Below are 26,366 nucleotides of genomic sequence, written 5' to 3' on the forward strand. Positions count from 1 at the left end.
ATATTTCTTTTAACAGACAGAGCCAAATATAGATTTAAGATAAAAGATTAATACTATATTTGTATTTCAAAATTAAGCACTACAAATATTTAGTTATTTATAATATTTAATTCAGGCATGAAAATCGCGATTGTTGGTACAGGTTATGTAGGTCTCGTCACGGGAACCTGCTTTGCTGAAATGGGAACAGAAGTTTTTTGTATTGATATCGATCAGAACAAGATAGATAAACTAAAGAATGGTATCATTCCTATTTTCGAGCCGGGACTTGACGAAATGGTAGAACGCAATCATAAAGCAGGACGCCTTAATTTCACGACCGACCTTAGCTCTATCCTCAACGAGGTTGATATTGTATTCTCGGCTGTAGGCACACCTCCCGATGAAGATGGGAGTGCAGACCTGAAATATGTGCTTGATGTAGCACGTACTATTGGACAAGAACTAAACAAATATATGGTTATTGTAACCAAAAGTACCGTACCTGTAGGCACAGCCAAGCTGATAAAGAAAACCATTCAGGGTGAATTAGACAATAGAGGTTTAACGGATCTAAAATTCGATGTGGCTTCAAATCCTGAATTCTTAAAAGAAGGTGCAGCCATTACAGATTTTATGCAACCCGACCGTGTTGTAGTTGGTGTTGAGTCTGACGAAGCCAAGCAATTAATGGAAAGATTATACAAACCTTTCACATTGAACAACTACCGCATTATATATACCGATATTCCTTCGGCCGAGATGATAAAATATGCAGCGAATGCTATGTTGGCTACCCGAATCAGTTTTATGAACGATATTGCTAATATGTGCGAAATTGTAGGAGCTGACATCAATATGGTACGAAAAGGAATCGGAGCAGATGTGCGCATCGGTTCTAAGTTTTTATATGCCGGATGCGGATATGGTGGAAGCTGCTTTCCAAAAGATGTAAAAGCACTTATACATACAGCTCAAAATCTAGGCTATGAAATGAAAATCCTTGAGGCGGTTGAAGAAGTGAATGAGTTCCAGAAGAAAATTCTCTTCGAGAAACTAATGAAATACTATGATAACGATATAAAAGGAAAAACTATTGCCGTATGGGGATTAGCATTTAAACCCAAAACGGATGATATGCGAGAAGCGCCATCGCTGGTTATCATTGATAAGATTTTAGAAGCAGGAGGAAAAGTTAAGGCTTATGACCCTGTAGCAATGGAAGAGGCTAAACGAATTCTAGGCGACAGCATTACATACGCAAAAGATATCTATGATGCTACATTAGAAGCGGATGCGATATTGATGGTTACCGAATGGAACGAGTTCCGCTTGCCTACATGGGAAGTAATAAAGAAAACCATGAAGAAACCTGTCGTTTTTGATGGAAGAAACATATACAACAAACAAGAGATGAACGAAATAGGATTTGACTATTTCGGTATTGGTATAAAATAAAACAAATGATTACTGTAGAAGGAATAACTAAAAGTTTTGGCTCGCTTAAAGTTCTCAAAGGCATAGATCTTCATGTAGAAAAAGGGGAGATAATATCGATTGTAGGTGCTAGTGGAGCCGGAAAGACGACCCTTCTGCAAATTATAGGGACACTGGATAAGTCTGACAGTGGTACAGTACACATTAATGGGCAAAAACTGAACTCACTGAGAGATAGCCAACTGTCTGATTTCAGAAACAAAAATATTGGATTTGTATTTCAGTTCCATCAGCTTTTACCCGAATTTACAGCGCTGGAAAATGTAATGATCCCTGCACTGATAGGAAAAGTTAAGGATTCTCAGGCAAAGCAAAAGGCAAAAGAATTACTCGACATGCTGGGCTTAGCCGATAGACTCGGACATAAACCAAATGAACTATCGGGAGGCGAAAAGCAACGTGTTGCTGTAGCACGTGCCTTAATTAATAATCCCGCGATTATCTTGGCTGATGAGCCGTCGGGTAGCCTCGACACTGAGAATAAAGAAGAACTACATCAATTATTTTTTAAGCTTCGCGATACATTAGGACAAACATTCATTATAGTAACTCACGACGAAAATCTGGCTTCTATAACAGACAGAACCGTACATATGAAAGATGGTCAGATCTTTGACCCTTTAAAAGAATCTATCTAAGAAATGAACCTTTCCTCTGATAAACGTATTTATCAGATTGCCCTCACCCTCATTCCGGGAGTGGGTGATATTACTGCTCGCAATCTTTTACAGATTATGGGTGACGAGGAAGCTATATTCAAAACAAACAGAAAAACTCTGATCTCTAAAACAGGAATCTCTCATAAGCTGGTTGATGGCATACTCAATCCTGAAGTTCTTATAAAAGCAGAAAAAGAACTCTCTTTTATAGAGAAGAACAAGCTCAAAACCTACTTCATCAATCAGACAGACTACCCTAAACGACTAAAAGAGTGCGCAGACGCTCCTGTCTTATTTTATTTTGAGGGGGATGTTGATTTCAACACCGAGAAGATAATAAGCATAGTAGGGACAAGAAACTCCACAAATTATGGTAATACTTTTTGCGATACTTTTCTCGAAGAAATTGCACACCTGCTACCTAACACCCTAATTGTAAGCGGACTTGCTTACGGAATAGATATTAATGCACATAGAGCCGCTCTGAAAAATAATTTGCCAACAATCGGTATACTGGCTCATGGCTTAGATAGAATATACCCGCATGTACACAAGCAAATAGCTCGAGAAATGGTCGCTAAAGGAGGGTTGCTTTCTGAATTCCGAAGCAATACAGAACCCGACCGATACAATTTTGTAAAAAGAAACCGGATAGTAGCAGGCATTGCCGATACTGTTATTGTTGTTGAGTCTGACGTAAAAGGGGGTTCGTTGATTACGGCGGAAATTGCGAATTCATATTGTAAAGATGTGTTTGCCGTTCCGGGAAAAATGACTGACAAATATTCTCAAGGGTGTAACAAGCTTATCTCGTCACACAAAGCCGATCTATTCCGATCAACAGAATATTTCCTGCAACAAATGGGTTGGGATAACGAACCGCCCAAAAAGAAGAAAGCACCCATTCAACAAAGTCTTTTCTCCATATTGACAGATGATGAGCAAACCATCGTTAATAAATTGTCAGAAAAAGAATCTATACATATTGATCAGTTAGCCAGAGAGCTTGGTGTTCCGGCATACTCACTGTTTTCTACATTACTGGAGATGGAAATGAAAGGAATGATAAGAACGCTCCCAGGAAATTTATACACGATATCTTAACTAGAAATCCTTCAGATTAGCCATATTCCACAAATTAAGATAGGTGGCTTTAGTAATATTTACAACTTTCTCATAATTAATTTTATCGGCATGATCGGTCGGCTTATGGTAATCTTCATGCAAATCGGTATTGTAAAATATAACAGGTATCTTCCTCATCGAAAAAGGAATATGATCGCTTCCTCCCGGAGAATCATCCATAGAGCGAAAATCGGGAACCAGATTCAAATTATATGCAGCAATATCGTTCTGCAACCATTCTTTAAACACAGGTTTCTCAGGAGAGAAAAAACATGCTACATAATTATAATCAGCCTCCGTCTTATTTCTACCAATCATATCGCAATTGATATAGCCTCTTATTTTAGGAGCTGTGAGTAAAGGAAAAGTTATGTTCTTGGAGTAATCTTCAACAAAATAAGATGAACCCAACAAGCCCAATTCCTCGCCATCCCACAAAGCAAAAATGACAGTGCGCAATGGTTTTTCGCCTGAAGCCAAAAAGGCTTCTGCTATCTGCAAAATCGCCGATGTCCCCGAAGCATTATCATCGGCTCCGTTGTATATACTGTCATTCGTTTTGTTTGCTTTTACACCTATATGATCGTAATGTGCACCAACTATCACAACCTCATCCTGATACTTTCCGGGGATATATCCCAATACGTTGCGCATCTTTAGAGAAGGATAACGATCGCTTTCGAAAGGTTGATAATAAGTATCTCTCCAAGGCTTAACGCCTACTTTTTGAAGTGTACTTTTTATATATTCTGAAGCCTTCAAACCGCCCGATTCACCGGCTTTACGCCCCTCTAAACTATCACTAGCCAAAACCCCTATATACTCCTTTGCCTTTTGCAAAGTTATTTCTGCCAGACCTTTTTCTTTAGGTGTTTGTGCAAATAAAGAAAATGGCATAAAAAAGAGTGCGACAAGGATAAGTTTCAGCTTCATAGTTTAATATGTTTTTAAGTTTGCTAAATTCCAGAGGTTAAGATAAGCAGCTTTCGTTATTTCGACAAGTTTATCCCAATTTATTTTATCGGCATGATCGCTCGGTTGATGATAATCGGGATGTCCGTCTGTATGATACCAAATCACAGGAATATCTCTTTTTGCGAATGAAGCATTGTCACTACCACCAATAGGCTTATCCCAAGCGCGATAATTAGGTTCCAAGCCTAGCCCGTATGTCTTAATATCGCTCTTCAGCCATTCACCAAAATGAGGGTGTGCTTCGGTATAGAAATACACAACATACTTTGGTTTCTGCTCGTCATTGTTTCGTCCAATCATATCAAAATTAACATATCCTTTAATCTCTGATGCGAAAGGGCATGTTTGCATAAAATACTCCGAGCCTAACAGCCCCAGCTCTTCACCATCCCATAGTGCAAAAATAATTGTACGCTCGGGCTTTTCTCCACTCGCAAGAAAAGCTTTCGCTATTTGCAATACAGCAGAAACTCCCGAAGCATTATCATCGGCTCCATTATATATCTTATCCCCATCGAGGACTTCATCCATACCTAAGTGATCGTAATGAGCACCCATTACAACATATTCATTCTTATTTTCACCTTCAATATAGCCCAATACATTCCTTAACTCTAACTTACGATGAGCCGGAAGTTGACTATACTTCTGAATAGAATCGGGATTAACAGAAAAACGCACTCTTTTTTGTCTCTCGGGACTATATGCTTCAAAAGGCTGGAAATAGGAATCCTCATTCAGAGGTTTAAGTCCCATATCTTGCAATACAGACTTCACATATTCTCCGGCAACACGTCCACCATGCCTACCGGCTTCTCTGCCTTCTACTGCATCGCTTGCCAGAAAGCCAATATATGCTTTTGCGCTTTCTTTATTAATTGTTTCAAAACCTTTCTCTTTCGTTGACTGAGAAAATAAAGAAATAGATATAAATAATAAAAAAGGAAATATTGTGTTCTTCATATCAATGTAATCCTAAAACCATATTGGCTACAATAATTAATAAAACGACGATGGTTATCGCCACGTACATATAATCTTTCTCAATAAGAAAACCTATCACCGAAAATGCTACACGCAAAATAGGCGTGGCAATGAGTACACAAACGCCTAATTGTATGATGGCCGCACCATCAAACTCTAATACCCGGGGAATAATCGTTGACAACTCACGTAGATATTGAGAGACTCCCGGAAAGGGCTGATCATCGGGTGTAGGTTTATAATGCTCGATAGGCAAACCGTGATTTTGGAATAAATAGATCAAACCTCCAAATACGGTAATACCACATGCCAACATAACTCCATATCGCAGCAACTTGCCAATAAGAAGCTCCATGTCTCTTTCTTCCCAAAACTCTTTAGAAAAAACTTTCTTCATCTTATTACATTTTACCGGTTAAAGCATTATAAATCATAGAAACAGCCAAGAAGAAAATGACGACACTAAATAGCAGTCTTAAATTTCTTACATTTGCTTTAGGTAGTATTTTAGAGCCAAAGAATGCGCCCAAAAGGACTCCCACAACAATAGGCATAGCTAATCCCGGATCGATATATCCTCGTTGAAAGTAGATCACAGCACTGGCTGCAGCTGTAACACCAACCATGAAATTACTGGTTGTTGTAGATACCTTGAAAGGTATTTTCATTGCCGTATCCATAGCCAATACCTTCAGTGATCCCGAGCCAATACCAAGCAGCCCTGATAAAACACCCGCAACCGTCATCAGAGAATACCCTCCGATTACATTATGAACATTATATTTTTCTACCTTCCCATCTTTGGTTGGGTAAGAACCATTTAGTTTCAACTTTTCGCCCAACTTATCGCCCGGAGCAGAGTAATCGATGCCATCTTCTTTCTTTGACACAGAACGTATCGCAGAAAAAATAAGAACAACACCCAAAATTATAGCGATATACATCTTATCAAGATACATAGCTACAATTGCACCTGCAACAGCTCCCGTCGTTGTTGCTATTTCGAGAAACATACCAATGCGCACGTTGGTTATCCCTTCTTTTATATATGCCGCGGCAGCTCCGGAAGATGTGGCAATAGATGTAACCAATGCAGCTCCTACTGCATATCTGATATCTACACCAAATCCAAGGGTTAAGATAGGGATTACAATCACACCTCCTCCTAAACCTGTAAGCGAACCTATAAATCCGGCAAAACATGCCCCGATAAATAAAACCAGGGAAAATATCTCTAAATTAAAATCCATATTATTTTGTTTTGACGCCGTAAAGGTAATCTTTTTAGAAAAGATACAACGAAACACAGCTTCAAATACTATTAAATATAATGAAGATGCAGCACATCTATTCTATATTTATTAACAAAACATTCTGCATATACTAGTTGTTCTAATTACAGTCACTAAATAATAATACAAGATGAAACATTTAATTTTAACAACTCTATTCAGTATAATTTCTACAGTTATGATAGCGCAAGTATCCTTATATGATTTTAAAGTAAAAGATATTGACGGTAACAATTTTGATCTTTCAAGCCTAAAAGGTAAAAAAGTTTTGGTGGTAAATGTTGCGTCTAAATGTGGGCTTACTCCTCAATATAACAAGTTACAAGACCTTTACGAAAAATATAAAGACAGGAACTTTGTCGTAATAGGTTTTCCTGCTAATAATTTTAATGGACAAGAGCCTGGTACAAATGAAGAAATAAAAACATTCTGTACACTAAATTATAATGTATCGTTCCCTATGATGAGCAAAATAGACGTAGTAGGCGACAAAAAAGCACCACTCTACAAATGGCTGACAGAAAAATCACAGAACGGGAAAATGGATGCAGAGGTACAATGGAATTTTCAGAAATTTATGATTGATGAGAATGGCAAACTTGTAGATTTTGTTACTCCACGAGAAGACCCTTTTTGTGATAAAATCATAAATTGGATAGAAAAGTAATTTTTATTGATGTAAACATACAAAAGTCCCATTTGTCGTATGATAAATGGGACTTTCATGATATTAGTATAGGAGAGTATTGATTAGCACTCTCCTATTTTATCTTTATAGACTTGTATTGCATTAAAGATTGTTTCTTCTTTTTGAAGTCGTAACTCCTCTATAAGCGAAATAAATAACTAACGCAAATAGAATTATAGGAAGTGTAATATCTCCTATCGGAGCTGCTTCTCCCACTTGACCCGGGTCTGTTACTTCACCTCCTTGTCCTGGCAAGTCCGGATCTGTCCCCCAGTCTGTAAGAGCTCTTGTACCACCTACTTTATTTAGTGTTGTAGCCATCGAAGAATTATCTGTCCTGCTTGCAATTGATAAATTCTCAATCTTTGATAAAGTTACGGCAGAAGGAGACTTGCTGGATATTACTTGCGCATCCATCGCATCCGTCTCTGCAGCATTTATTGAAATCGTTGGTATAGAGAGCCCAAAGCATGTTATCAAAAACACAAATATCACTAGTTTTGTTTTCATTTGTTATATTTTTCGTACGTCTGTGTTCTAAAAAGCTAGTTGTGTAAGTTCACAACTTTTGTTGTAAAAGTTCTGTTTCCTGCTATTTTTACTATGTATGTTCCTAAGTTTAATGTTTTAGAATATTCCATTGATGGATAGTCATTTTTACCTACTCTGGTTTTTCCCATCAATCGTCCTTGCATATCATAAATCAACACATCGCTATTCACATCTTTCTCATTCAAGCCGGAAATATGCAATACCGGTTCATTGTAATAGCAGGTTATTTCGGTAGTTTCGTCTTCTAGAATATCTTTAGTTTCGAAAAAGCGTAATATAAATCGATTTTCGTCTACACTTTTCAGATCAGACGGCCCAGAAGAATAATTGTAAGATGTGCCAGGTGTCAATTTCACTGTTTTATTATTCTGGTAACGGTCTATCAACCAAACATCCTGAACAGATGTAACATTCTCCAAGTTGTAAAAATTCAAAGACATTGTCTGTTGTGTAGCCGGAGGAGTTACGTACAATGCTAACTCTTTAATATTTAGCGGAACTACATTCCCTAACATATTTACACCGTCACTCGATTTTGTGTAGATAAAAGTAGAACCTTCTTCAGGATATATTTTATCACTTTCATTTGGTACAGTAATCGACTTAGAGAAATTCTTCGGCGTATCCAGATTATCATCACTTGTCATTTTTGCGTTATCACGCAGTACGATTGCAGTTCTATCTGCCGCCTTATCCGCAGAGCTGGCAACTTCAACCACAAAGAAGTCTGATAATAGATTCGATGTAGCACCACTTTTCAAATATCGTGTTGTTCCAAATGTTCTTAAAGCAGGGCTTAAAGAAATATCAAAACTTTTGTTAGCCTGTACAATAAACATTTGCATAGGGGCAATTAAGAATTGTAGAGGATCTACAATATTCCTGCCTAGATCAGCCGGATCTACCGGTCCACCTGTTACAGTAACTCCATCTGTACTGATATAATCATAGCTAACCTGCATATGATATAGCTTGTCACTATTGTCATATCTGATCAACCCATTATTTACAATCCAATATTTAGACCTCAACACATTTTTTGTAGTTTCATTTTTAACAGATGTATTTACATCTTGCCCAAAGTATTGCGACACATCCAAAACGCCGTCACTTAAATCTGTGCCAAGTGAAGTTCCTTTGATATCATATCCTAATAACGGATTCAAACTGATTGGCGCCATGAAGGGGTTCCCTAAGAAGTTAAGTCCTTGCTCCAGAGTCACCGTTACAGCATCCGTTTTAAACTTTTCAGTCTCGAGCAATTCGATCCTATCTCTTCCAAAATCAGGCCAATCCCCTAAACCCTTCCAACCTCCTGATTTTGTACCTGCCAAATCCGGTGAAAAGCGAGCAAAGCCCATTAAATAATCGGTAGATTCTGGATTAGGAACTCCACCGGTAATTGTATTACCACTTATTTTAGTGAAATGATATCTCATCAATCGACGATTGAATTCAAAACCTCCTCTTGCTCTATTGGCAGATTTGACATTCAAAGCAGCCCATCTGTCATCAACATTCTTACTTCCGTAATCCGTCACATCCATACTCATAAAGTACCCGTATCCGGCTTTCATCTTGTATAGAGGATCAAGGATAGTTCCTTGATTAGAAGTCAGACTATTTTTGTTTGGTTTCATAAATACATGATAAAACAAATAGTCTGTACCCATTTCTTCAAATGGTGGAGTAAACCCTGTCAAGTAATTCCATACTTTCCCATTTACTGTCTTACGGAGTGTATTAGCTCCGGTAGCAGCCTCATGAGTCGAAGAATTTATAGCTCCATCATCCTCACTGGTACCATTATATTTGTAATATGTTAAATTTACCTGACTATATCCGGGAAGGTCTGAACCGGTATCACTTACGATAAGTGCCTGCCCCAGATTCATTTTTTGCGTAATCGTCGCATCATAGCCTCCCTCTACAACAAATCTATTACCTCCCAAAACATTAGAACCATTGAGTGGTGATAATAATTTATTCACGACAACGGCAGCAGATGTATCAACAGCCACAAACCCTACCAATCGAGGATCAGCAGCATTAATATCTGTTACTGTTTTATCAACATGCAACGTCGGGAAAGCTATATAATTGTATTTTTTTTGAGAACCTTTGTTAGCTAAAAGACTTGGAGACCTTTTAATCGTTTGTTTATTATCCTTACCAACAAAAGCAACCACACCGCTGCTCGTATTGGGGTCTTTAAACAGATGCGCATACTCACCGCCAACATCAGCACCATTACCTTGAACTCCGGGATCTTTTCCATTAATAAAATCCCCGGTCAACTCTGTACGGCCATTCTGAATTATGCCTGAACCATCAGCAAACTCAGCAGAACCTTTAACATACAAAGTTGTTGACTTAGACTGCGTTCCATCAGTCTCACTTCCGTACTTAACGTACATTTTACCCTTCGAGTAAAACACGACATCTGGCGAAGTAGATTGCCCTTTTATAAGTAAAGGCAAGAAGAGTAGTACAACTAATCCTAATCGAAATTTCATTATTGTAGTTTTAATAAAGTCAGTAATAGTCTAATAAAAGTCTGTAATGGTCAAGCAGTTATACTCGATCCTAGCTTTAGGAAAAGCTATATTGTAATAATGTAAAAATTCTTATTCCCGAGCAAAGATAATCCTTTTTTCTTTAAATAAAAACTTTGGCTATATTTTTTTAAGAATTACATACACAATCTTTTACATTTGAAAAAACAGAATAAATGACAAAAAAAATCACAAATGGCAATCTCTTAACAAATCATTTACAGTTTTTACAGGATTGAAAGTTTCGACCGGAACTTCAACAAATATTGTGTTCCAATCAGACATCGCACCATTCCATAAGCCGGGAAGTTCTAAAGCTTTAAGTTCCTTTCCGCTTTTTGATTTGATTGATATAAATCCGGTATTATAGTCTACATAGTCTTTCAGATTGAAATGATTACCTCTGTAGTCTTTAATCCCACAAACTAAATCAACAGGATTGAAGTGAGTCCCTTTTTTAAACATCTCCTGTTTCGCAGGATCGGACATATCAATTTGCGAGCTTTCCAAGATTTGAGGAGAGATCGTTCCATCTGAATTTACGGCTAGAAAAGGGCCACCTCCCGGTTCTCCTACATTTTTCACCATACCACAGACACGGCAAGGGCGATCGAGTTTTCTTTTCAGATAAAGCACAAGCTCTGCATCTTCCAGCAATTTTGTATCGGGATTTTTTATATTTAATTCTTTTTGTAGAAAATAAAGAATTTCTATTAGTTGATCATGTGTATATTTCCCGCTATCGAGAAGTTTCAAATATTCAAATATTTTTCTCTGAGTATCAACCAATACACCCGCTAGTATCTTTTTATATTTGGTCTCTGTCTGCTTATATTTATCGGGGACAGTATTATCTATATTTTTTATAAAAACGATATCCGCATTTAAGTCATTCAGATTTTCTATCAGTGCGCCATGTCCTCCCGGGCGAAACAATAATTTTCCATTTTCCCTAAACGGCTCATTATCGGCATCCACCGCAATTGTATCTGTACTCGATTTTTGTTCGCTGAACGTAACGTCATATTTTACATGCAGTTCGTTTTCAAACTTTTGTTTTCTTGCCTTTATCAGGTCATCAAACAATATTCTATGCTCAGGCGATACAGTAAAGTGAATATTCACTTCTTCTTTATCATTCTTTGCATAAAGATACCCCTCCATCAAATGCTCTTCGACCGGAGTACGGGATGTATCACTATATTTATGAAACTTAAGAAGTCCCTTTGGCAGATTTCCGTAGTTAAGCCCTTTTGGCTTCAGCAAATTCTCAACAATTGATTTATATTTTCCTTCCGAAAGCAAAGCAGCAAGAGTTTGCCCTTCATTTTTCAGACACATGGCATCCAGATCATTATAAAACGCAAACTTCTCTATGTCTTCAAAGAATTTCTTTTCAAAGCCTGAAGTCGGTACGGAATAAGGCGCATCGAGAAACTCGAACAAGTCTTTGAACATCCTGCTTGCGGCTCCCGAGGCAGGAACAAATTTAACAATTTGTTTTCCCGATGACGCTTTGTATTCATCCCAGTCCGCCAGATATTCTTTTTCTTGTTCAGGAGATATCACCTTAATACCTTTTTCTACTGACGCTGCAGCGGCAATACCCAAGAAAGGAAATCCTTGTTTAAAGTCATCCAATTGTTTGTTCAGTTGGTCTTCGGTAATACCTTTTTCTGCGAGATGGTTTTTATCTGATTCGGTTATCATAGCATAGTGTGTTATATACGTCTTATATGCAAAACTAGGAAAAATATTGGTAACTTACTTCAATTGTTTAGAAAATTCCCATATTACCATCCCGGCAGCAACCGAAACATTAAGGGAATGCTTTGTTCCATATTGAGGGATTTCAACACAGCAGTCGCAACGGCTCACAACATCCTGCTGTACACCCTTTACCTCATTTCCTAAAACAACAGCATATTTCTTTTTAGAATCCAGTTGCAATTCATCCAGCATTATGCTATTTTGAGCTTGCTCCACAGCACAAAGGGTGTAGCCATTTTTCTTCAGCTCTTCTACAGCCTGATCTGTATCTGAGTAATATGCCCATGCAACCGAATTTTCAGCTCCCAAAGCTGTTTTATGGATTTCCACATTGGGCGGAGTTGCCGTAATTCCGCATAGATAAACAGCCTCTACAAGAAATGCATCCGAAGTGCGAAACACAGATCCAATATTATTAAGACTTCTTACGTTATCCAATACAATGATAAGCGGGATTTTAGGTTCAGACTTAAACTCTTCGACCGAAAGCCTATTCAACTCTGTTATTTTTTTTACTCTCATCCGCTTAATCTATTAAAACAACACTGGCACAATCCAACTGAGCTCCCATCGGTGGATTTCGTTTCGAAAGCTTAATTTCCACATGTTCGATTTTTTTATACTTCTGCTTCAGGCATCGAACGATCCGATATGCAACATGCTCTAATAACTTGGACGGAATTTGCATTTGCTCCTTCACATCATTGTATATATCTGCATAGCTGACCGTATCTTCCAACGAATCGGATTGAGCAGCATCTGTTAGGTTTACTTCTAATTTCAGATTGATCACAAACTCATTTCCAACCGTGGTTTCATGAGGCTGTACGCCGTGATAAGCATAAAAAACAACATTCTCAAGCAAAATAAAACTTTTCATAAAGAGTCAAAATAAAACGGCACAAAGCTAAGTTTTTTATCTATATTTGTTCGTTATTGAGTTTACAAAGATATAAAACCTTGTGAAAACAGAGAATGAAAATTATGAGTAAATCAAGAGAAACAACACCTTACACAACATCCGGCACACACAACATTTTAGCGTCGGGCACACAACTAAAAGGAGATATATCTTCGGAGGAAGATTTCCGTATCGACGGCGCAATAGAAGGCAATATCCAGTGTCGTGGTAAAATTATCGTAGGTCAGAGCGGCTGCGTTATCGGCAATATAAATTGTTCGAATATAGACTTATTCGGCAAAGTAAAAGGAAACATTATATGTTCCGAAAATATTGTTCTGAAGGCGAGTTCCCTTCTTACCGGCGAGATTAAAACACGTACGATTGAGATAGAGCCCGGAGCCAATTTTGAAGGAACCTGTTCGATGTTAAATAATAGCGCAACTGGATCTTTGGATGAGTAAGATAATACCAAAACAATATAGTTATGAATATAAATAAAAGACTTGCGGCACTACGCGAATTTATGGGAGAAAAAGGCTTACATGCTTTTATCATCCCCAGCACCGACTCCCATCTAAGTGAATACCCGGCTTCGCACTGGGCTTCGCGCGAATGGATCAGTGGATTCACAGGGTCGGCCGGAACAGTTGTAGTCACTCGCGAAAAAGCAGGGCTGTGGACAGACTCCCGCTATTTTCTGCAAGGGGCAAAAGAACTGGAAGGAGCTGATATCGAATTATTCAAAGAAGGACTTCCTTCTACCCCAAGTATAGAAGAGTGGCTAACCACCGAACTGGGAAAAGGAGAATACGTTGGTATAGATGGCACTGTGTATGCAGCTAAGGAAGCCATGAACCTTACCCACAAATTAAACATGAAAGGATTGCACCTTATTAGTGATTACGATCCGTTCAGCAAAATATGGAACGACAGACCCGAAATACCTACGAATACAATCTTCGTACTACCTGAAAAATATGCGGGCGAAGCGGCACATAAAAAAATAGCACGTATTTGCGATGCTGTAGAGAAAAATGGAGCAGAATCTTTGCTTGTGGCATCATTAGATACAATCGCCTGGATTTTCAATATCAGAGGTAACGACGTAAAGTGCAACCCTGTAGCTGTTAGTTACGCCTATGTTTCGAAAGAAGAAACAGTATTGTTTATCAATCCTAAAAAACTAACATCGGAAATTTCCGATTACCTGAAAGCAGAAGGGGTTACAATTGCCGAATACGATAAGGTATTTGATTATGTATCGAAACTAAACACTCCTGTTTGTTTGGATGCGAACAAAGTAACTTTCAAGCTATATAATACGATACCCGATGGATGCCGCATTATCGATATGCCATCTCCGGCAGACCTGATGAAGAGTATCAAAAACGATACAGAGGTTCAAGGTATCCGCAATGCAATGGAGCGCGATGGTGTTGCATTGGTACGCTTCTTTATGTGGCTCGAAAAAGCAGTACCCGGTGGAAATGTGACGGAAATTATGATACCCGAAAAACTGGTGGAATACAGAAGTCAACAGAAAAACTTTGTAGGAGAAAGCTTTGATACAATCTCGGGCTATGGTCCGAACGGGGCAATCGTTCACTATCATGTAAGCAATGAAAGCTCACTACCGGTTAAACCCGAAGGTTTGCTGCTTGTAGACTCCGGTGCTCAGTATTTCGACGGCACGACTGATATAACCCGTACACTGGCAGTAGGCCCGCTTACCGACCAGATGAAAAAGGACTACACCATGGTACTGAAAGGACATATCAATCTGGCAACAGCTATATATCCTCAAGGTACAAGAGGAAGCCAGTTAGATATCTTGGCTCGCAAGGCGCTGTGGGATGAAGGACTAAACTACCTGCACGGAACAGGGCATGGTATCGGACATTTCCTGAATGTACACGAAGGCCCTCAAAACATAAGAATGAATGAGAACCCTACAACTCTGCAACCAGGAATGGTAACATCTAATGAACCGGGACTGTACAGAGCAGGACAATACGGTATCCGTATCGAAAACCTCATTCGTACGAAACATGAGATGACTACCGAATTCGGAGATTTCTATTCTTTCGAAACGCTGACTCTTTACCCTATAGATACGACACCTATAGTAAAAGAAATGTTGACAGAGAAAGAAATCATCTGGCTTAACGAATATCACAAATTTGTATATGATCGTCTTTCTCCACTATTGACTGAAGACGAAAAACAATGGTTAAAAGAAAAAACTCATGAGATTTAAAATAACTGTTATATTATTGAGCCTCCTTTTCACGTTTGAGATGGAGGCTCAAACTATTAAAAGTCCCGACAATAAGTTCAACTTAGAAGTGACTTATCCGGGACAGAGTGGAAAGAAACTGTATCTGGGACAATATTGGCGGGGCGCTACATACGCAAAAGACTCCGTCGTCCTTTCTGCGGCCGGTAAAGGTGTATTTACAGCGAAAGAGAAGTATCCCGAAGGGCAATATTTTCTTTATATAGCACCTGACTTCAGAACAGACATGCTCTTTGGCAGCGAACAGAGCAAAATGCAGATAACAATCAACAAGGATAATTTCTTAAAAAGCACTGTAACAGGAAACGATGACACGCGCCTACTGTGGAGCTATCTCAACAAGGTAGCAGAGAATGATGCTTTGAGAGAGACACTCGAAGATCAGCTATCGGCATCAGATCTTACTCCGCAAAAAAGAGCCGGCATAGAAAAGGAAATAGCAACCGAAGAGCAAATAGCGCAGACCTATGTAAACAATCTTATCAAAGAAAATAAGACGAATTGGTTTGGAACTTTCCTAAAGGGTATGACTCCGATCACGTTACCTTACACCGACCCTAAGAATGATAAAGAATTTGCAGAAAACAACAAGTACGGGAAAGTACATTATTTCGATAATATAAACCTTACCGACCCTCGTCTGTGGCGAACAAATTATTTGACCAGCTATATAGAATCATATATGACTCAGTGGGTAAATCCTACGCCCGATTCTTTGGCGGTAGCAGCAACTAAGCTTGTGAGCAGAACAAAAGAGAATGAAGTGTGTTTTAAAGAAATGTTGTCTTATCTGATAAATACAACCACTTCGAGCGACAGAATGGGCGATGAGAATATCTGGGCAAAGCTTTGCGAAGATTACGTCTTCGGCAAAAACCTGGCGTGGATAGATAGTGCTCAGGTGTCGGGATTGCAGTATATGTATGAGCATATCAAAAACAATCGCATAGGCATGAGAGCCCGCAATATAAAACTGACAACAATAGACGGTAAGACAATTGAGACAAACGACATAAAAGCCGAATACCTGATATTGTATTTCTATGGTCACGACTGTAATCACTGTATAGAAGAAACACCTCGCATATACAATGAGGTATATACCAAATACAAAGACAAAGGATTGCAGGTAGTAGCCATCGACATAAAGGGAAGCGACAAAAAAGAATGGGATAAGTTTGTAAAGAATAATAAGATGACCGGCTGGATCAACGCCGCCGACCCGAATAATATATCACAATACTGGCTGAACTATGATACATCATACATTCCGTCGGTGTTTGTGCTGGATAAAAACAAAAAAATAGTTGCAAAGAAAATAGATTCTAAAGGACTGGAACAGTTCTTCGATTATTATACAAAATAAAAGATAATGGCATTAATAAAAGAAGTCAGAGGGTTTACACCTGAGATTGGAGAAAATACATACATGGCCGAAAACGCTACAATAATCGGCGATGTGGTAATAGGTAAAGATTGTAGCATTTGGTTTAACACCGTATTGCGTGGCGACGTAAACTCTATACGCATCGGAAACAGGGTAAACATACAAGATGGCAGTGTGTTACACACTTTGTACCAAAAGTCTGTAGTAGAAATAGGCGACGATGTATCCATTGGTCATAACGTGGTGGTGCATGGCGCAAAAATAGAAAACGGTGCACTGATAGGTATGGGAGCCATTGTTCTCGATCATGCAGTGATAGGCGAAGGTGCGATTATTGCAGCAGGATCGGTGGTACTGAGCGGTACACAGGTAGAGCCGGGAAGTATCTATGCAGGTGTACCTGCCAAGTTTGTAAAAAAAGTAGATTCGGAACAAGCGAAAGAAATGAACCAGAAAATAGCAAAAAATTACCTGATGTATTCGGGTTGGTTTAAAGAAGAATAAAACCGATTAAGGAAAATACTTATAATTAAATATGGGCAGAGGAATTTCAAACCCTGAGAGATACGCTACAGGAAGCAATCGATCAGTCGGAAAATGAAATTCCTCTGCCTAAAATAAAATACAAACAAAATTCACTAAGTATAGATAAAAGGAATCGTGCGGTAAGATTAGACTTTTAAGATCATAAAAGAAAACGAGCACGACTCCCCCAGACTATTTAAACTAAAACAATAATATGAGCTTAATAGAAGATCTTAAATGGCGACATGCATGTAAAGGGATGAATGGAGCCAAAGTTCCACAAGATGTAGTAGAAAGAATACTTGAAGCAATCAACCTCACCCCCACTTCTCTGGGGATGCAGGCATTTAAAGTATTTGTTATAGAAAACAAAGATTTAAAAGAAAAGATATACAATGAAGCATGCGAGCAACAGCCAATTACCGGATGTTCGCACCTATTGGTATTTGCTTCATATACACAAATTACAGAAAAGTACCTTGACGACTATTTCGATTTGATAAACAAAAAAAGGAATCCGAGTAAAGAGTGGTGCGATAAATATAGAAAAAAGATAGAATTCTTTATTGAGAAAAATGGCAGTAATGTAAAGAACTGGCTTTCCCAACAAACTTATATCGCACTGGGAGTGGCGTGTACAGTTGCAGCGAACGAACGTATAGAGACACTTCCTATCGAGGGCTTTGACAGGGATGCTTTAAACCGTATCCTCGACTTACCAATACAGAACCTTTCTGCGACATTTATTCTTCCTTTGGGATATAAAGATGAAAACCTCGACTGGCTGCAGAATCAACCGAAAGTAAGAAAAGACCTTAGCGACCTGATTGAAGTCATCAAATAATTTTCTGTGAGAATAATTATCTTTTTATATACAGATACTAAACAAAAAGCGGGGAAATAAGGTTACAAATAGAAACAGGGTAAAAACTGTCACTTTTGTCACTTTTTACATTATTGGAAATGACAGAAAAGAAATATAGTAATCTGGTTAATGTTATCATAGGAATATTACTGATAATACTAAATATATGCTGGATATATTTCCAACTCAGATTACTATATAATTATAATTTTGGCAACATCCTCTATCTTTACAAGATACCGGAATGGATACTGGTTTTGAATACAATTTGCGGACTGATTGGAGTTTTACTTGCAGTCAGGCTAATCAAAGACAAGATAAGCGCATGGACAGTAATACCCGCCAACTTCGGGCTTTTCTGCATCTGCATTTTGATTGAAAGTTTCCTAGCATAATAGAACTATAAATTAAATAGTTATGAAAAAAGAAATTCTGAAAAGGATAATTGCAAAACCCGGAGAAAAGCATAAAGTATCCAACTTCAAAACAGATTACACCGCCGGATTATCAAAACAGAAAGGGGAAAAGCTTCTTGAAGAAAGTATAGATAAACTGTCGAAACTGCAAGATAAGCTTTATGCACAAGACCGCTATTCTGTGCTGATCATATTTCAGGCAATGGATGCTGCGGGAAAAGATGGCACAATCAAACATGTGATGTCGGGTATCAACCCGCAAGGCTGTCAGGTATTTGCCTTCAAACAACCATCGGCTGAGGAACTCGACCACGACTATCTGTGGCGTATATACAAGTGCTTACCCGAGCGCGGAAGAATCGGTATATTCAACAGGTCTCATTACGAAGATGTACTCGTAGCAAAGGTTCATCCGGCGATTGTATTAAACGGAAAATTACCCAATATCACAAAGACGGAAGATATCGATGATAAGTTTTGGGAAAAACGTTACAGGCAGATAAACGACTTTGAAAGGCATCTGACTGAAAATGGAACAATCGTATTGAAGTTCTTTCTCAATGTTTCGCACGATGAACAGGAGAAACGCTTTCTTGCCAGACTGAATGATGAGTCTAAGAACTGGAAATTTTCGGCAGCAGACCTCAAAGAGCGTGCATACTGGGACAACTATATGGAGGCATACTCAGATATGCTGACACATACATCGACCGACGAAGCTCCTTGGCACGTTATTCCGGCAGACAACAAGTGGTTTATGCGCTATATTATTGGTCAAATCATCAGTGACAGAATAGAGGAACTAGACCTTCACTATCCCGAACTGACAGACGAAGCCAAGATAGAGATAGAGAATGCCAAGAAATCCATGTCAAAAACGCAGGAAGAAAAGCCTAAGATAAAGAAGGAAAAGAAAGACAAGAAAAAATAAAAAAAGAAGGCAGCGCTGATTATCTCAACGCTGCCTTTATTTTAGTAATCAATTTACATTTAGATAATTACAACCACTTCTGCCGTCTGAAATAAAAGAGAATAACAGCAACAGCAGCTATCATCAGTCCGATAGAAAATTCGTAGCCATATTTCCATTCCAGTTCGGGCATTTCTCCAAAGTTCATCCCATAAATACTTGCAATAAGTGTAGGAGGCATAAATATAACGGAGATCACGGTAAACATTTTGATGATCTTATTTTGCTCGATATTAACAAACCCGAGGAATGTATCTTGCAGATAGTCGAGCCTGTCGAAGCTAAAGCGGATATGTTCGAGCAGAGAGTTTATGTCCTTTATCAGAATCGTAATTCTGGCATGCAACTCTCTTGGCATCAGTTCACTTTTGAGCATACTCGATACAGCCCGCTGCTTGTCGATAATATTCTCCCTCAGCATCATGGTCTTTTCCTGCAAGTCTTTGATTTCCATCAAAAGCTCTTCGTCAGCCTCTTTTATACTGATGCTATTAGACAATGACGTAATCTGCTGGGTCATGCGTTCGATCATGTCGGCATCGAGTTCTACCCGTGTCTCTAAAATAGCGACAAACACATGATAACCGGTAGGATACATCTTAGGATTAGCCGATATTTTCTTTATTGTCTCGTGGAAGGACGATAAATCCTCACTGCGGACGGTAATAAGAATATTGTTCTTTATGATAAAAGAAACCGGTTCTCTCTCGAAAGTTCCAAGTAAGAAGTTGGAATTCACAACCAATGAGTCTGCCGTCTCCATATAACGGGACGACATCTCGATCTCTACCATCTCCTCTTCTTCCTGGATATATATTTTCAGATAATCTTCTAACTCGCTTTCTATCTCCTCATCTACATTATTAAGGTCGATCCATAGAAAATCCTTAATAGGGGTGGCTTTCAAAAATTCAATGCTACGGCTCATTCGTATGACATTGTCTTTGTGATAGAATAATTTTACTTCTGACATGAGCTATTCTTTTTTAAGTGTTAGGACTTCCTTTACTTCTCACTACTTCTCCCGGGCAGAAAAGCTGAGACTATATTTGTCAACTTTTCGAAATCTGCAACCGAGAGGCGCTCGGGTCGTTCGTCAAAGATAGGGTCGGCATACGCTTCGCAATCTTTTCCTAACAGAGGCTTCATAGAGTTTCTAAGGGTCTTTCGACGCTGATTAAATCCTGTTTTCACAACAGTTTTAAACAATTTCTCATCACAGTCCAGATGTTCTCTCTTATTGCGAACCAGCTTAACCACGGCGGATTTCACTCTCGGCGGAGGGTCGAATACCTTTTCGCTGACCGTAAATAGATATTCTATATCGTACCATGCTTGTAGCAAAACACTTAATATGCCGTATGTCTTACCTCCCGGCTTAGCGGCTATACGTTCGGCAACTTCTTTCTGGAGCATTCCTGAGCAACACGGAACTTTATCTTTATACTCAAGAACTTTAAAAAATATCTGGGACGAAATATTATAAGGATAATTTCCTATCACACAGAATTTGTCCGGATAAATAACCGACAAATCAAGAGTGAGAAAATCGCCTTCTACTATACGCCCATGCAAAGCAGGATAATGCTCGTTAAGATATGGCACAGAATCGCGGTCGAGCTCAACAACGGTTAAGTCTTTCTCCTTTTCGATAAGAAATTGAGTCAGCACACCCATTCCCGGACCAACCTCAATTACCGGCACATCGGTAAAATCATCCAATGTATCGGCAATCCGACGTGCAATATCCAGATCTTTGAGAAAGTGCTGTCCTAAGAATTTCTTCGGCTTAACTGCCCCCATACTTATAATTATCATTATATTTGCAGCGGCAAAGGTAGTATTTATTACTGAAAATCGTTCGTATTAAAAGACCTTTATTCTGAAACCGCTACATTTAAATTTGGGGAATGGAAGAAACAGATGAAGTTGTAACACAAAAGAAAAGCTCTTTATTAAACAATCTTATAAAAGTCGTATTACCCCTAGGATTAGGAATTGCGATCATATATTATCTTATTAGTAAAATTGACCCGAGTCAACTTTGGGAAATATTGAAAGATGCCAACTGGGGGATACTGTTATTCTCTCTACTATTCGGGCTTCTAGGAAATACAATCAGAGGATACCGTTGGGCTCTTTTTATTACTCCATTGGGTTACTCTCCCAAAATATCGAACCTCAATTATGCAATCTATGGCGGTTATGCCGTTAACTTTGCTTTGCCACGTGCAGGCGAGATATGGAGATGCGGTGTAATAGCCAAGGAAGACAACATCCCTTTCTCCAAATTATTCGGAACGATGATTCTCGATCGGATATTTGACACAATTACCGTTGCTATAATATCTTTGGTGGCCTTTTTGTTCAACATGCAATTCTTTTTGACGCAACTGGAACAAAACCAAACAACGTTCAATACTATATCCGGTATATTCAAATCCCCTTTATTATACTTAGCTATCGGCGCTGCAATAATAACCACATACATTGTCTTTAGGTTTTTCAAAGAAAATGTTATTGTACGTAAGATAAAAGGATTCCTGTCAAGTATCGCAAGTGACTTGAAAGCAATTTGGAAAATGAATACCAAAGGGCGTGTATTCTTATACACAATAGGCATCTGGGGTTCTTATTTTTGTTATTTCTACATTACATTCTTCGCTTTCGATTTTACAGCCGACTTGGGAATCACCGCCGGACTCATCGCTTTCGCTTTGAGTAGTATAAGCATGGGAGTACCATCTAACGGAGGACTAGGCCCTTGGCAAATAGCAGTAATAGCATCGTTAAGCCTGTATGGTGTAGACAAACTACATGCAACGGCGTTTGCTACAGGCGTGTTTGCTGTGCAATCTATCTGGGTGATTATTTGCGGGCTGTTCGGCATTGCCATGCTGGCTTTGAAAAAACAAAAGAAATAATTCTTTCATCATTTCCACATCTACACTTTTATATTTTAGATTTATCTAATAATATGAGAGCTTTGAGCTTTGTACTTTCGTTCCATAGAAAAGCAATCCCCTGTAAATTAAAGAAGAAAAGGTTACAATAAAACACATGTAAAAAAGTGTCACTTTTGTCACCTTTTGAATAAAAAAGCACGAAAAGAATAAGAATAACAAAAAGTTATAAAAAAGAGTTTACCGTCTACTCTTTTCATTATATATGTAAAAGACTTCATCGAAAATTCTTATCTTTGTTACTATTCGTAATTTTAAAACATAACATATTATGTCTAAAGAAATACTTAAACTAAAACCGCAACAGTTGTGGAAACACTTCTACGACCTGACCCAGATTCCTCGCCCTACAGGACAGATGAAGGAGGTGACAAAATTTGTCATTGATTTCGGCAAATCATTGGGACTAGAAGTAAAACAGGACAAAACAGGAAACATTGTTATTACCAAGCCTGCCACCAAAGGAATGGAAAAAGCTCCGGTAGTGATACTTCAGTCGCACTTGGACATGGTTCCTCAGAAGAACTCGAATGTAAAGCATGACTTCACAAAAGACCCTATAGAAACTCAAATAGATGGCAGTCGAGTAAAGGCTAAATCTACCACATTGGGAGCAGACAACGGAATCGGAGCTGCCGCCATGATGGCTGTCCTCGAAGACAGGACACTGAAACATGGAAAAATAGAAGCCTTATTTACAGTAGACGAAGAGGTAGGTATGGTTGGTGCAAGCGGATTGAAAAAAGGATTTCTTTCAGGAAACGTATTGCTGAATCTGGATACCGAAGAGATCGGCGAGCTATGTGTAGGTTGCGCCGGAGGTGCAGACGTTAATGCCGATTGGGAATTTAAAGATGCAGAAGTACCAGCGGGTGATGTTGCTTATAAAATATCGCTTACAGGCCTTAGAGGGGGGCACTCGGGAACTGAAATACACATGGGAAGAGCAAATGCCAACAAGCTTATGTTTTACTTCCTCAAAGAAGCAGTAAGCAATTATGAGGTGCGTTTGTCTGCCATCGATGGCGGTTCACTAAGAAATGCGATCCCTCGTGAAGCTGTAGCTATCGTTACTCTACCCGAAGAAGATGAGAAGGACTTCCTAAAACTGGTAAAAGAGTACGAAAAGATATTTAAAGAAGAATATAAAGCTGTAGAAGCAAACCTTTCATTCAAAGCAGCAAAAACAGACTTACCGAAAACGCTTATCCCAGAGGAAATACAAGACAGCGTTATCAATGCTGTTATTGGTTGCCAAAATGGAGTAATCAGTATGCTAACTGACTTTGAAGGCATTGTAGAAACTTCTACAAACTTAGCTTCTGTTAAGTCTGAAGCAGGTCGTATTTCTGCGAAAATGCTTGCTCGTAGCTCTTCCGAGACACGCAAAGATGAAATTTGCTCAAGCCTCGAAAGTGTATTTGCCCTTGCAGGTGCAAAAGTATCTATCGAAAATGGTTATCCGGGATGGCAGCCGAATGCTCAATCGGATACGCTAAACATGATGGCTAAATTATACAAAGATATGTATAACGAAGACGCGCATGTGGTAGTGGTACATGCAGGATTAGAATGTGGTATCATTTTGGGTAGCACACCGGGATTAGACATTGTATCGTTTGGCCCTACTATTTTAAATGCACACTCTCCTGACGAGTTTGTAGAAATAGATACAGTAAGCAAATTCTATGATTATCTGGTTAAAACCCTAGAGAACATAAAATAAAAGAAGAAACGGCGGGAAATTCAAAAATACCCGCCGTTTTACTTTTCTAATCTATCGTTTCTATATCAATCAAAAGGTATTATTCCTCCATCCGTCAGGTCTACTAATGACACTTTAAATGTTGTAGACGTTGCAGCCTTGCCTAATGCTCCTCTGAAAGTTATACGTTTACCTCCTTCGATATCCCCTTTGTATATCTCCCTTTCGCCTAGAACAGTATCACCGGTAGCAATCTGCTTTACAAATACCAGCTTCACAGTAACATCTTTACCTGCTGTTGCATGCCTATCTGTAATTATTTTGTGTTCTCTAAATTTATCAACATTAGTATTAGATAGGTCACCCCATCCCCAAGATGCTTCTGAGCTACGAGTAGGAATACCTTCTGCTATAGATATTCCGGAATAAAAAGGAGTGATCACACAGCCAATTGTAGTTGTACCCTCAGGCAAAGAACATGTATTGGCATCGGTCACTTCAACGGTCACCTCAGACCACATCGGTTGTAAGGTTACCTGTATCGGCACATCCGGGTTATTCGCAGCTACCGAGAAATTAACCTTTTCGTAATATATATATCTACTACCCATATTCCCCATTATCCATGTAGGAGGATTCTCAAAATAGTCGGTATAGAAATTATTATCCTTTACATCAATTGCTCCTTCTGTTGGAGGAGAGCTCATACCTCCGGTCGGATAAGAGATAAAAGCAATATAGTAGTTACCTTCAGGGAGTTCCTCTGTTAGTTGTCCAACCATTTCTTTAAACTTCCACCCTTTCACTCCTTTGCCACTCTCTTTCTCGTAAATGATATAAAAGAGTTGATTGTTATAGGTGTCAGCTTTCAATGATTTAACATCTACACTAAAGTTAGATACATCAAACGTAACCTTATACGTTTTATTTGTTGTGGGTACTTCTTCCGAGTCATTGCTACAAGACGCAAACAGAATAGTTGCGCATAGAAAAAATAGTAGTTTTTTCATTACGATAATAGTTTTGTTAAGTTTATATATTCATTATTAAATGCAATAATAATGAGGCGTAAAGATATACAATATAATTTATTCTAGATAATTTATAAAAGAAAAGAGAGCAAGACAATACGCCTTACTCTCTATAGCTTTTATATTATATTTTCTTATTTGATGCCTTTCACTTTTCCTCGGGCTTCTGCTTATACTTAGACAATATAGCCAATATTTCGTCAGAAACATTTCCGAAAATAGAAACGCCCGAAGCTCCGTTTTCCAATGCATATTTTATTCCGGCTTCGATTTCTTCATTGTTTTTGAAGTCGGGTATATACAATCCGGCATAGAGAGGGAAACGACCGTCTATACCTCTCAATCCCTGCTTAACAGCATCACCGATCCATGGTACATCTTCTTTATAGAAACCATGATATATCATCGGGTAAACAGCATCCAAAGGCCAGTTTGTCCAATCCTGCCTTACCAAACGCTTCGCGACGTCCGGAGTCGGAAACACGGCAGCAGTAAGCGGCTTATGATGCGCTTTTGCCACATCTCCAATCTTATTCACAATTGCCGTTACAGCATCATATCTGAAAGATTTCCACGAGAGATTCTCCTGAGGATACTGAATACTGTCTATGTCTTTATGATATTTTTCTTTAAACTTAGCCTTACATACATCGCAATAGCAAAAATCGTATTCGGGCAATTCTTGTGTTTGAACAATACCATAAACATCCCACAGATTAACAGCCAATATCACATCACTGAAACGAACATAATCCATGTGGATGCCATCAACATAATCTTTAGACAATGCATTCTCTACCTCTTTGGTCAGAAACTCCGCAACCTCGGGACGAGAAGGACACATCCATCTGTAATAATCTACATACGGCGGATGATCAGCACAAGATTCACCCTTTCTGTTTACAGCAGCCCATTCAGGGTGAGCCTTCAACGCATCTCCCCTATTCATTATCCACATCCAACGATGAGCTTCCAATCCCTGAGCTTTTGCCGCCCTATAATGCTTCTCACTATCGGCTTCGAAGAAAATGCCCGCAATGCCCGCATCATGATATTTTTTATACCTCACGGCTAGTTCCTCTTCCGTATCAGAATCCTGAGGGTTGATCCACACCCAATGTTTGTAAGTATTTTCGGCCTGCTTATTACCAATATTGCTTGTACAATTCGAGAACAAAAAAGGCAATAGTAATAAGGTCAACCAGTAAATTTTAAAATGGTTTCGCAT

26 protein-coding genes are annotated in these 26,366 nt (G+C 38.8%); 13 read left to right on the forward strand and 13 right to left on the reverse strand.

Annotation, left to right across the window (positions count from 1 at the left end):
* Positions 1-117: 117 nt before the first annotated feature.
* Genes PKC55_RS05460 through dprA form a run of 3 tightly spaced genes read left to right on the forward strand, consistent with a single transcriptional unit; the run spans position 118 to position 3,239 of the window.
* Complete coding sequence (locus PKC55_RS05460) at positions 118-1,437, forward strand: UDP-glucose dehydrogenase family protein (RefSeq protein ID WP_291124184.1); 1,320 nt, start codon at positions 118-120, stop codon at positions 1,435-1,437.
* Positions 1,438-1,442: 5 nt separating this feature from the next.
* Positions 1,443-2,114: an ABC transporter ATP-binding protein gene (locus PKC55_RS05465; RefSeq protein ID WP_291124186.1), complete on the forward strand. Its 672-nt coding sequence runs from the start codon at positions 1,443-1,445 to the stop codon at positions 2,112-2,114.
* Positions 2,115-2,117: 3 nt separating this feature from the next.
* Complete coding sequence (gene dprA, locus PKC55_RS05470) at positions 2,118-3,239, forward strand: DNA-processing protein DprA (protein WP_291124188.1); 1,122 nt, start codon at positions 2,118-2,120, stop codon at positions 3,237-3,239.
* Here the strand turns inward: dprA and PKC55_RS05475 are convergent, their stop codons facing one another.
* Genes PKC55_RS05475 through PKC55_RS05490 form a run of 4 tightly spaced genes read right to left on the reverse strand, consistent with a single transcriptional unit; the run spans position 3,240 to position 6,469 of the window.
* Complete coding sequence (locus tag PKC55_RS05475; protein ID WP_291124190.1) at positions 3,240-4,193, reverse strand: M28 family metallopeptidase; 954 nt, start codon at positions 4,191-4,193, stop codon at positions 3,240-3,242.
* 3 nt (positions 4,194-4,196) lie between these two features.
* Positions 4,197-5,198, reverse strand: coding sequence for a M28 family metallopeptidase (locus PKC55_RS05480; RefSeq protein WP_291124193.1), 1,002 nt, complete (start codon positions 5,196-5,198; stop codon positions 4,197-4,199).
* Position 5,199: 1 nt separating this feature from the next.
* Positions 5,200-5,616, reverse strand: coding sequence for a DUF1634 domain-containing protein (locus PKC55_RS05485; RefSeq protein WP_006842252.1), 417 nt, complete (start codon positions 5,614-5,616; stop codon positions 5,200-5,202).
* Between the two features lie 4 nt (positions 5,617-5,620).
* Positions 5,621-6,469 carry a sulfite exporter TauE/SafE family protein gene (locus PKC55_RS05490; RefSeq protein ID WP_135103670.1) on the reverse strand — a complete coding sequence of 283 codons (849 nt, stop codon included), beginning with the start codon at positions 6,467-6,469 and terminating at the stop codon, positions 5,621-5,623.
* Positions 6,470-6,641: 172 nt separating this feature from the next.
* Here PKC55_RS05490 and PKC55_RS05495 point away from each other — a divergent pair, with 172 nt between their 5' ends.
* A complete protein-coding gene (locus tag PKC55_RS05495) occupies positions 6,642-7,178 on the forward strand; it encodes a glutathione peroxidase (RefSeq protein WP_291124195.1) in 537 nt (178 codons plus the stop codon).
* A 123-nt stretch (positions 7,179-7,301) separates the two neighbouring features.
* Here the strand turns inward: PKC55_RS05495 and PKC55_RS05500 are convergent, their stop codons facing one another.
* The 5 genes from PKC55_RS05500 to folB form a co-directional block, all read right to left on the reverse strand.
* A complete protein-coding gene (locus PKC55_RS05500; protein ID WP_283686807.1) occupies positions 7,302-7,709 on the reverse strand; it encodes a hypothetical protein in 408 nt (135 codons plus the stop codon).
* A gap of 35 nt (positions 7,710-7,744) precedes the next feature.
* Positions 7,745-10,267: a T9SS type A sorting domain-containing protein gene (locus PKC55_RS05505; RefSeq protein ID WP_291124197.1), complete on the reverse strand. Its 2,523-nt coding sequence runs from the start codon at positions 10,265-10,267 to the stop codon at positions 7,745-7,747.
* Between the two features lie 228 nt (positions 10,268-10,495).
* The gene (locus tag PKC55_RS05510; RefSeq protein ID WP_291124199.1) at positions 10,496-12,016 is read right to left on the reverse strand and encodes a DUF4301 family protein; all 1,521 of its coding nucleotides are present in this window, start codon (positions 12,014-12,016) and stop codon (positions 10,496-10,498) included.
* Between the two features lie 54 nt (positions 12,017-12,070).
* Positions 12,071-12,598 carry an RNA methyltransferase gene (locus PKC55_RS05515; protein ID WP_291029242.1) on the reverse strand — a complete coding sequence of 176 codons (528 nt, stop codon included), beginning with the start codon at positions 12,596-12,598 and terminating at the stop codon, positions 12,071-12,073.
* 4 nt (positions 12,599-12,602) lie between these two features.
* Positions 12,603-12,956: a dihydroneopterin aldolase gene (folB, locus tag PKC55_RS05520; protein ID WP_135103664.1), complete on the reverse strand. Its 354-nt coding sequence runs from the start codon at positions 12,954-12,956 to the stop codon at positions 12,603-12,605.
* 104 nt (positions 12,957-13,060) lie between these two features.
* On the opposite strand from folB, the gene PKC55_RS05525 reads away from it, so the two are divergent.
* From PKC55_RS05525 to PKC55_RS05555, 7 genes are all read left to right on the forward strand, one after another.
* Positions 13,061-13,441, forward strand: coding sequence for a bactofilin family protein (locus PKC55_RS05525; protein WP_245530986.1), 381 nt, complete (start codon positions 13,061-13,063; stop codon positions 13,439-13,441).
* Positions 13,442-13,464: 23 nt separating this feature from the next.
* Positions 13,465-15,237: an aminopeptidase P family protein gene (locus PKC55_RS05530; RefSeq protein ID WP_324372196.1), complete on the forward strand. Its 1,773-nt coding sequence runs from the start codon at positions 13,465-13,467 to the stop codon at positions 15,235-15,237.
* Complete coding sequence (locus tag PKC55_RS05535; RefSeq protein ID WP_291124203.1) at positions 15,227-16,642, forward strand: TlpA disulfide reductase family protein; 1,416 nt, start codon at positions 15,227-15,229, stop codon at positions 16,640-16,642. Before PKC55_RS05530 ends, PKC55_RS05535 begins: the two co-directional genes overlap by 11 nt.
* Positions 16,643-16,648: 6 nt before the next feature.
* Entirely contained in the window at positions 16,649-17,167 is a 519-nt protein-coding gene (locus tag PKC55_RS05540; protein WP_135103660.1) for a gamma carbonic anhydrase family protein, read from the forward strand.
* A gap of 235 nt (positions 17,168-17,402) precedes the next feature.
* Positions 17,403-18,032 carry a nitroreductase family protein gene (locus PKC55_RS05545; RefSeq protein WP_291124205.1) on the forward strand — a complete coding sequence of 210 codons (630 nt, stop codon included), beginning with the start codon at positions 17,403-17,405 and terminating at the stop codon, positions 18,030-18,032.
* Positions 18,033-18,151: 119 nt separating this feature from the next.
* Entirely contained in the window at positions 18,152-18,448 is a 297-nt protein-coding gene (locus PKC55_RS05550; protein ID WP_252639231.1) for a hypothetical protein, read from the forward strand.
* A 22-nt stretch (positions 18,449-18,470) separates the two neighbouring features.
* A complete protein-coding gene (locus PKC55_RS05555; RefSeq protein WP_324372200.1) occupies positions 18,471-19,400 on the forward strand; it encodes a polyphosphate kinase 2 family protein in 930 nt (309 codons plus the stop codon).
* A gap of 67 nt (positions 19,401-19,467) precedes the next feature.
* Here the strand turns inward: PKC55_RS05555 and corA are convergent, their stop codons facing one another.
* Together corA and rsmA are read right to left on the reverse strand one after the other, a co-directional pair.
* The gene (gene corA / locus PKC55_RS05560; protein ID WP_135103656.1) at positions 19,468-20,412 is read right to left on the reverse strand and encodes a magnesium/cobalt transporter CorA; all 945 of its coding nucleotides are present in this window, start codon (positions 20,410-20,412) and stop codon (positions 19,468-19,470) included.
* A gap of 32 nt (positions 20,413-20,444) precedes the next feature.
* Complete coding sequence (gene rsmA / locus PKC55_RS05565) at positions 20,445-21,242, reverse strand: 16S rRNA (adenine(1518)-N(6)/adenine(1519)-N(6))-dimethyltransferase RsmA (protein WP_291124236.1); 798 nt, start codon at positions 21,240-21,242, stop codon at positions 20,445-20,447.
* A 107-nt stretch (positions 21,243-21,349) separates the two neighbouring features.
* Here rsmA and PKC55_RS05570 point away from each other — a divergent pair, with 107 nt between their 5' ends.
* Positions 21,350-22,363, forward strand: coding sequence for a lysylphosphatidylglycerol synthase transmembrane domain-containing protein (locus tag PKC55_RS05570; RefSeq protein ID WP_283686816.1), 1,014 nt, complete (start codon positions 21,350-21,352; stop codon positions 22,361-22,363).
* Between the two features lie 310 nt (positions 22,364-22,673).
* Positions 22,674-24,128 carry an aminoacyl-histidine dipeptidase gene (locus tag PKC55_RS05575; RefSeq protein WP_291124209.1) on the forward strand — a complete coding sequence of 485 codons (1,455 nt, stop codon included), beginning with the start codon at positions 22,674-22,676 and terminating at the stop codon, positions 24,126-24,128.
* Between the two features lie 65 nt (positions 24,129-24,193).
* Here PKC55_RS05575 and PKC55_RS05580 read toward each other — a convergent pair whose 3' ends face one another.
* Positions 24,194-25,117 carry a hypothetical protein gene (locus PKC55_RS05580; RefSeq protein WP_291124210.1) on the reverse strand — a complete coding sequence of 308 codons (924 nt, stop codon included), beginning with the start codon at positions 25,115-25,117 and terminating at the stop codon, positions 24,194-24,196.
* Between the two features lie 169 nt (positions 25,118-25,286).
* Entirely contained in the window at positions 25,287-26,366 is a 1,080-nt protein-coding gene (locus PKC55_RS05585; RefSeq protein WP_291124212.1) for a family 10 glycosylhydrolase, read from the reverse strand.

Source organism: Dysgonomonas sp. (assembly GCF_035323175.1).
In the GTDB taxonomy this organism is placed as follows: domain Bacteria; phylum Bacteroidota; class Bacteroidia; order Bacteroidales; family Dysgonomonadaceae; genus Dysgonomonas.

Coding starts and splice junctions, on each gene's coding strand:
- folB (WP_135103664.1), bottom strand. CDS start 12,956: ATGAAAAGTTTTATTTTGCTTGAGAATGTTGTTTTTTATGCTTATCAC.
- PKC55_RS05525 (WP_245530986.1), top strand. CDS start 13,061: ATGAGTAAATCAAGAGAAACAACACCTTACACAACATCCGGCACACAC.
- PKC55_RS05465 (WP_291124186.1), top strand. CDS start 1,443: ATGATTACTGTAGAAGGAATAACTAAAAGTTTTGGCTCGCTTAAAGTT.
- dprA (WP_291124188.1), top strand. CDS start 2,118: ATGAACCTTTCCTCTGATAAACGTATTTATCAGATTGCCCTCACCCTC.
- PKC55_RS05570 (WP_283686816.1), top strand. CDS start 21,350: ATGGAAGAAACAGATGAAGTTGTAACACAAAAGAAAAGCTCTTTATTA.
- PKC55_RS05545 (WP_291124205.1), top strand. CDS start 17,403: ATGAGCTTAATAGAAGATCTTAAATGGCGACATGCATGTAAAGGGATG.
- PKC55_RS05505 (WP_291124197.1), bottom strand. CDS start 10,267: ATGAAATTTCGATTAGGATTAGTTGTACTACTCTTCTTGCCTTTACTT.
- PKC55_RS05535 (WP_291124203.1), top strand. CDS start 15,227: ATGAGATTTAAAATAACTGTTATATTATTGAGCCTCCTTTTCACGTTT.
- PKC55_RS05580 (WP_291124210.1), bottom strand. CDS start 25,117: ATGAAAAAACTACTATTTTTTCTATGCGCAACTATTCTGTTTGCGTCT.
- PKC55_RS05540 (WP_135103660.1), top strand. CDS start 16,649: ATGGCATTAATAAAAGAAGTCAGAGGGTTTACACCTGAGATTGGAGAA.
- PKC55_RS05500 (WP_283686807.1), bottom strand. CDS start 7,709: ATGAAAACAAAACTAGTGATATTTGTGTTTTTGATAACATGCTTTGGG.
- PKC55_RS05485 (WP_006842252.1), bottom strand. CDS start 5,616: ATGAAGAAAGTTTTTTCTAAAGAGTTTTGGGAAGAAAGAGACATGGAG.
- corA (WP_135103656.1), bottom strand. CDS start 20,412: ATGTCAGAAGTAAAATTATTCTATCACAAAGACAATGTCATACGAATG.
- PKC55_RS05510 (WP_291124199.1), bottom strand. CDS start 12,016: ATGATAACCGAATCAGATAAAAACCATCTCGCAGAAAAAGGTATTACC.
- PKC55_RS05585 (WP_291124212.1), bottom strand. CDS start 26,366: ATGCGAAACCATTTTAAAATTTACTGGTTGACCTTATTACTATTGCCT.
- PKC55_RS05555 (WP_324372200.1), top strand. CDS start 18,471: ATGAAAAAAGAAATTCTGAAAAGGATAATTGCAAAACCCGGAGAAAAG.
- PKC55_RS05515 (WP_291029242.1), bottom strand. CDS start 12,598: ATGAGAGTAAAAAAAATAACAGAGTTGAATAGGCTTTCGGTCGAAGAG.
- PKC55_RS05575 (WP_291124209.1), top strand. CDS start 22,674: ATGTCTAAAGAAATACTTAAACTAAAACCGCAACAGTTGTGGAAACAC.
- rsmA (WP_291124236.1), bottom strand. CDS start 21,242: ATGGGGGCAGTTAAGCCGAAGAAATTCTTAGGACAGCACTTTCTCAAA.
- PKC55_RS05480 (WP_291124193.1), bottom strand. CDS start 5,198: ATGAAGAACACAATATTTCCTTTTTTATTATTTATATCTATTTCTTTA.
- PKC55_RS05475 (WP_291124190.1), bottom strand. CDS start 4,193: ATGAAGCTGAAACTTATCCTTGTCGCACTCTTTTTTATGCCATTTTCT.
- PKC55_RS05550 (WP_252639231.1), top strand. CDS start 18,152: ATGACAGAAAAGAAATATAGTAATCTGGTTAATGTTATCATAGGAATA.
- PKC55_RS05495 (WP_291124195.1), top strand. CDS start 6,642: ATGAAACATTTAATTTTAACAACTCTATTCAGTATAATTTCTACAGTT.
- PKC55_RS05530 (WP_324372196.1), top strand. CDS start 13,465: ATGAATATAAATAAAAGACTTGCGGCACTACGCGAATTTATGGGAGAA.
- PKC55_RS05460 (WP_291124184.1), top strand. CDS start 118: ATGAAAATCGCGATTGTTGGTACAGGTTATGTAGGTCTCGTCACGGGA.
- PKC55_RS05490 (WP_135103670.1), bottom strand. CDS start 6,469: ATGGATTTTAATTTAGAGATATTTTCCCTGGTTTTATTTATCGGGGCA.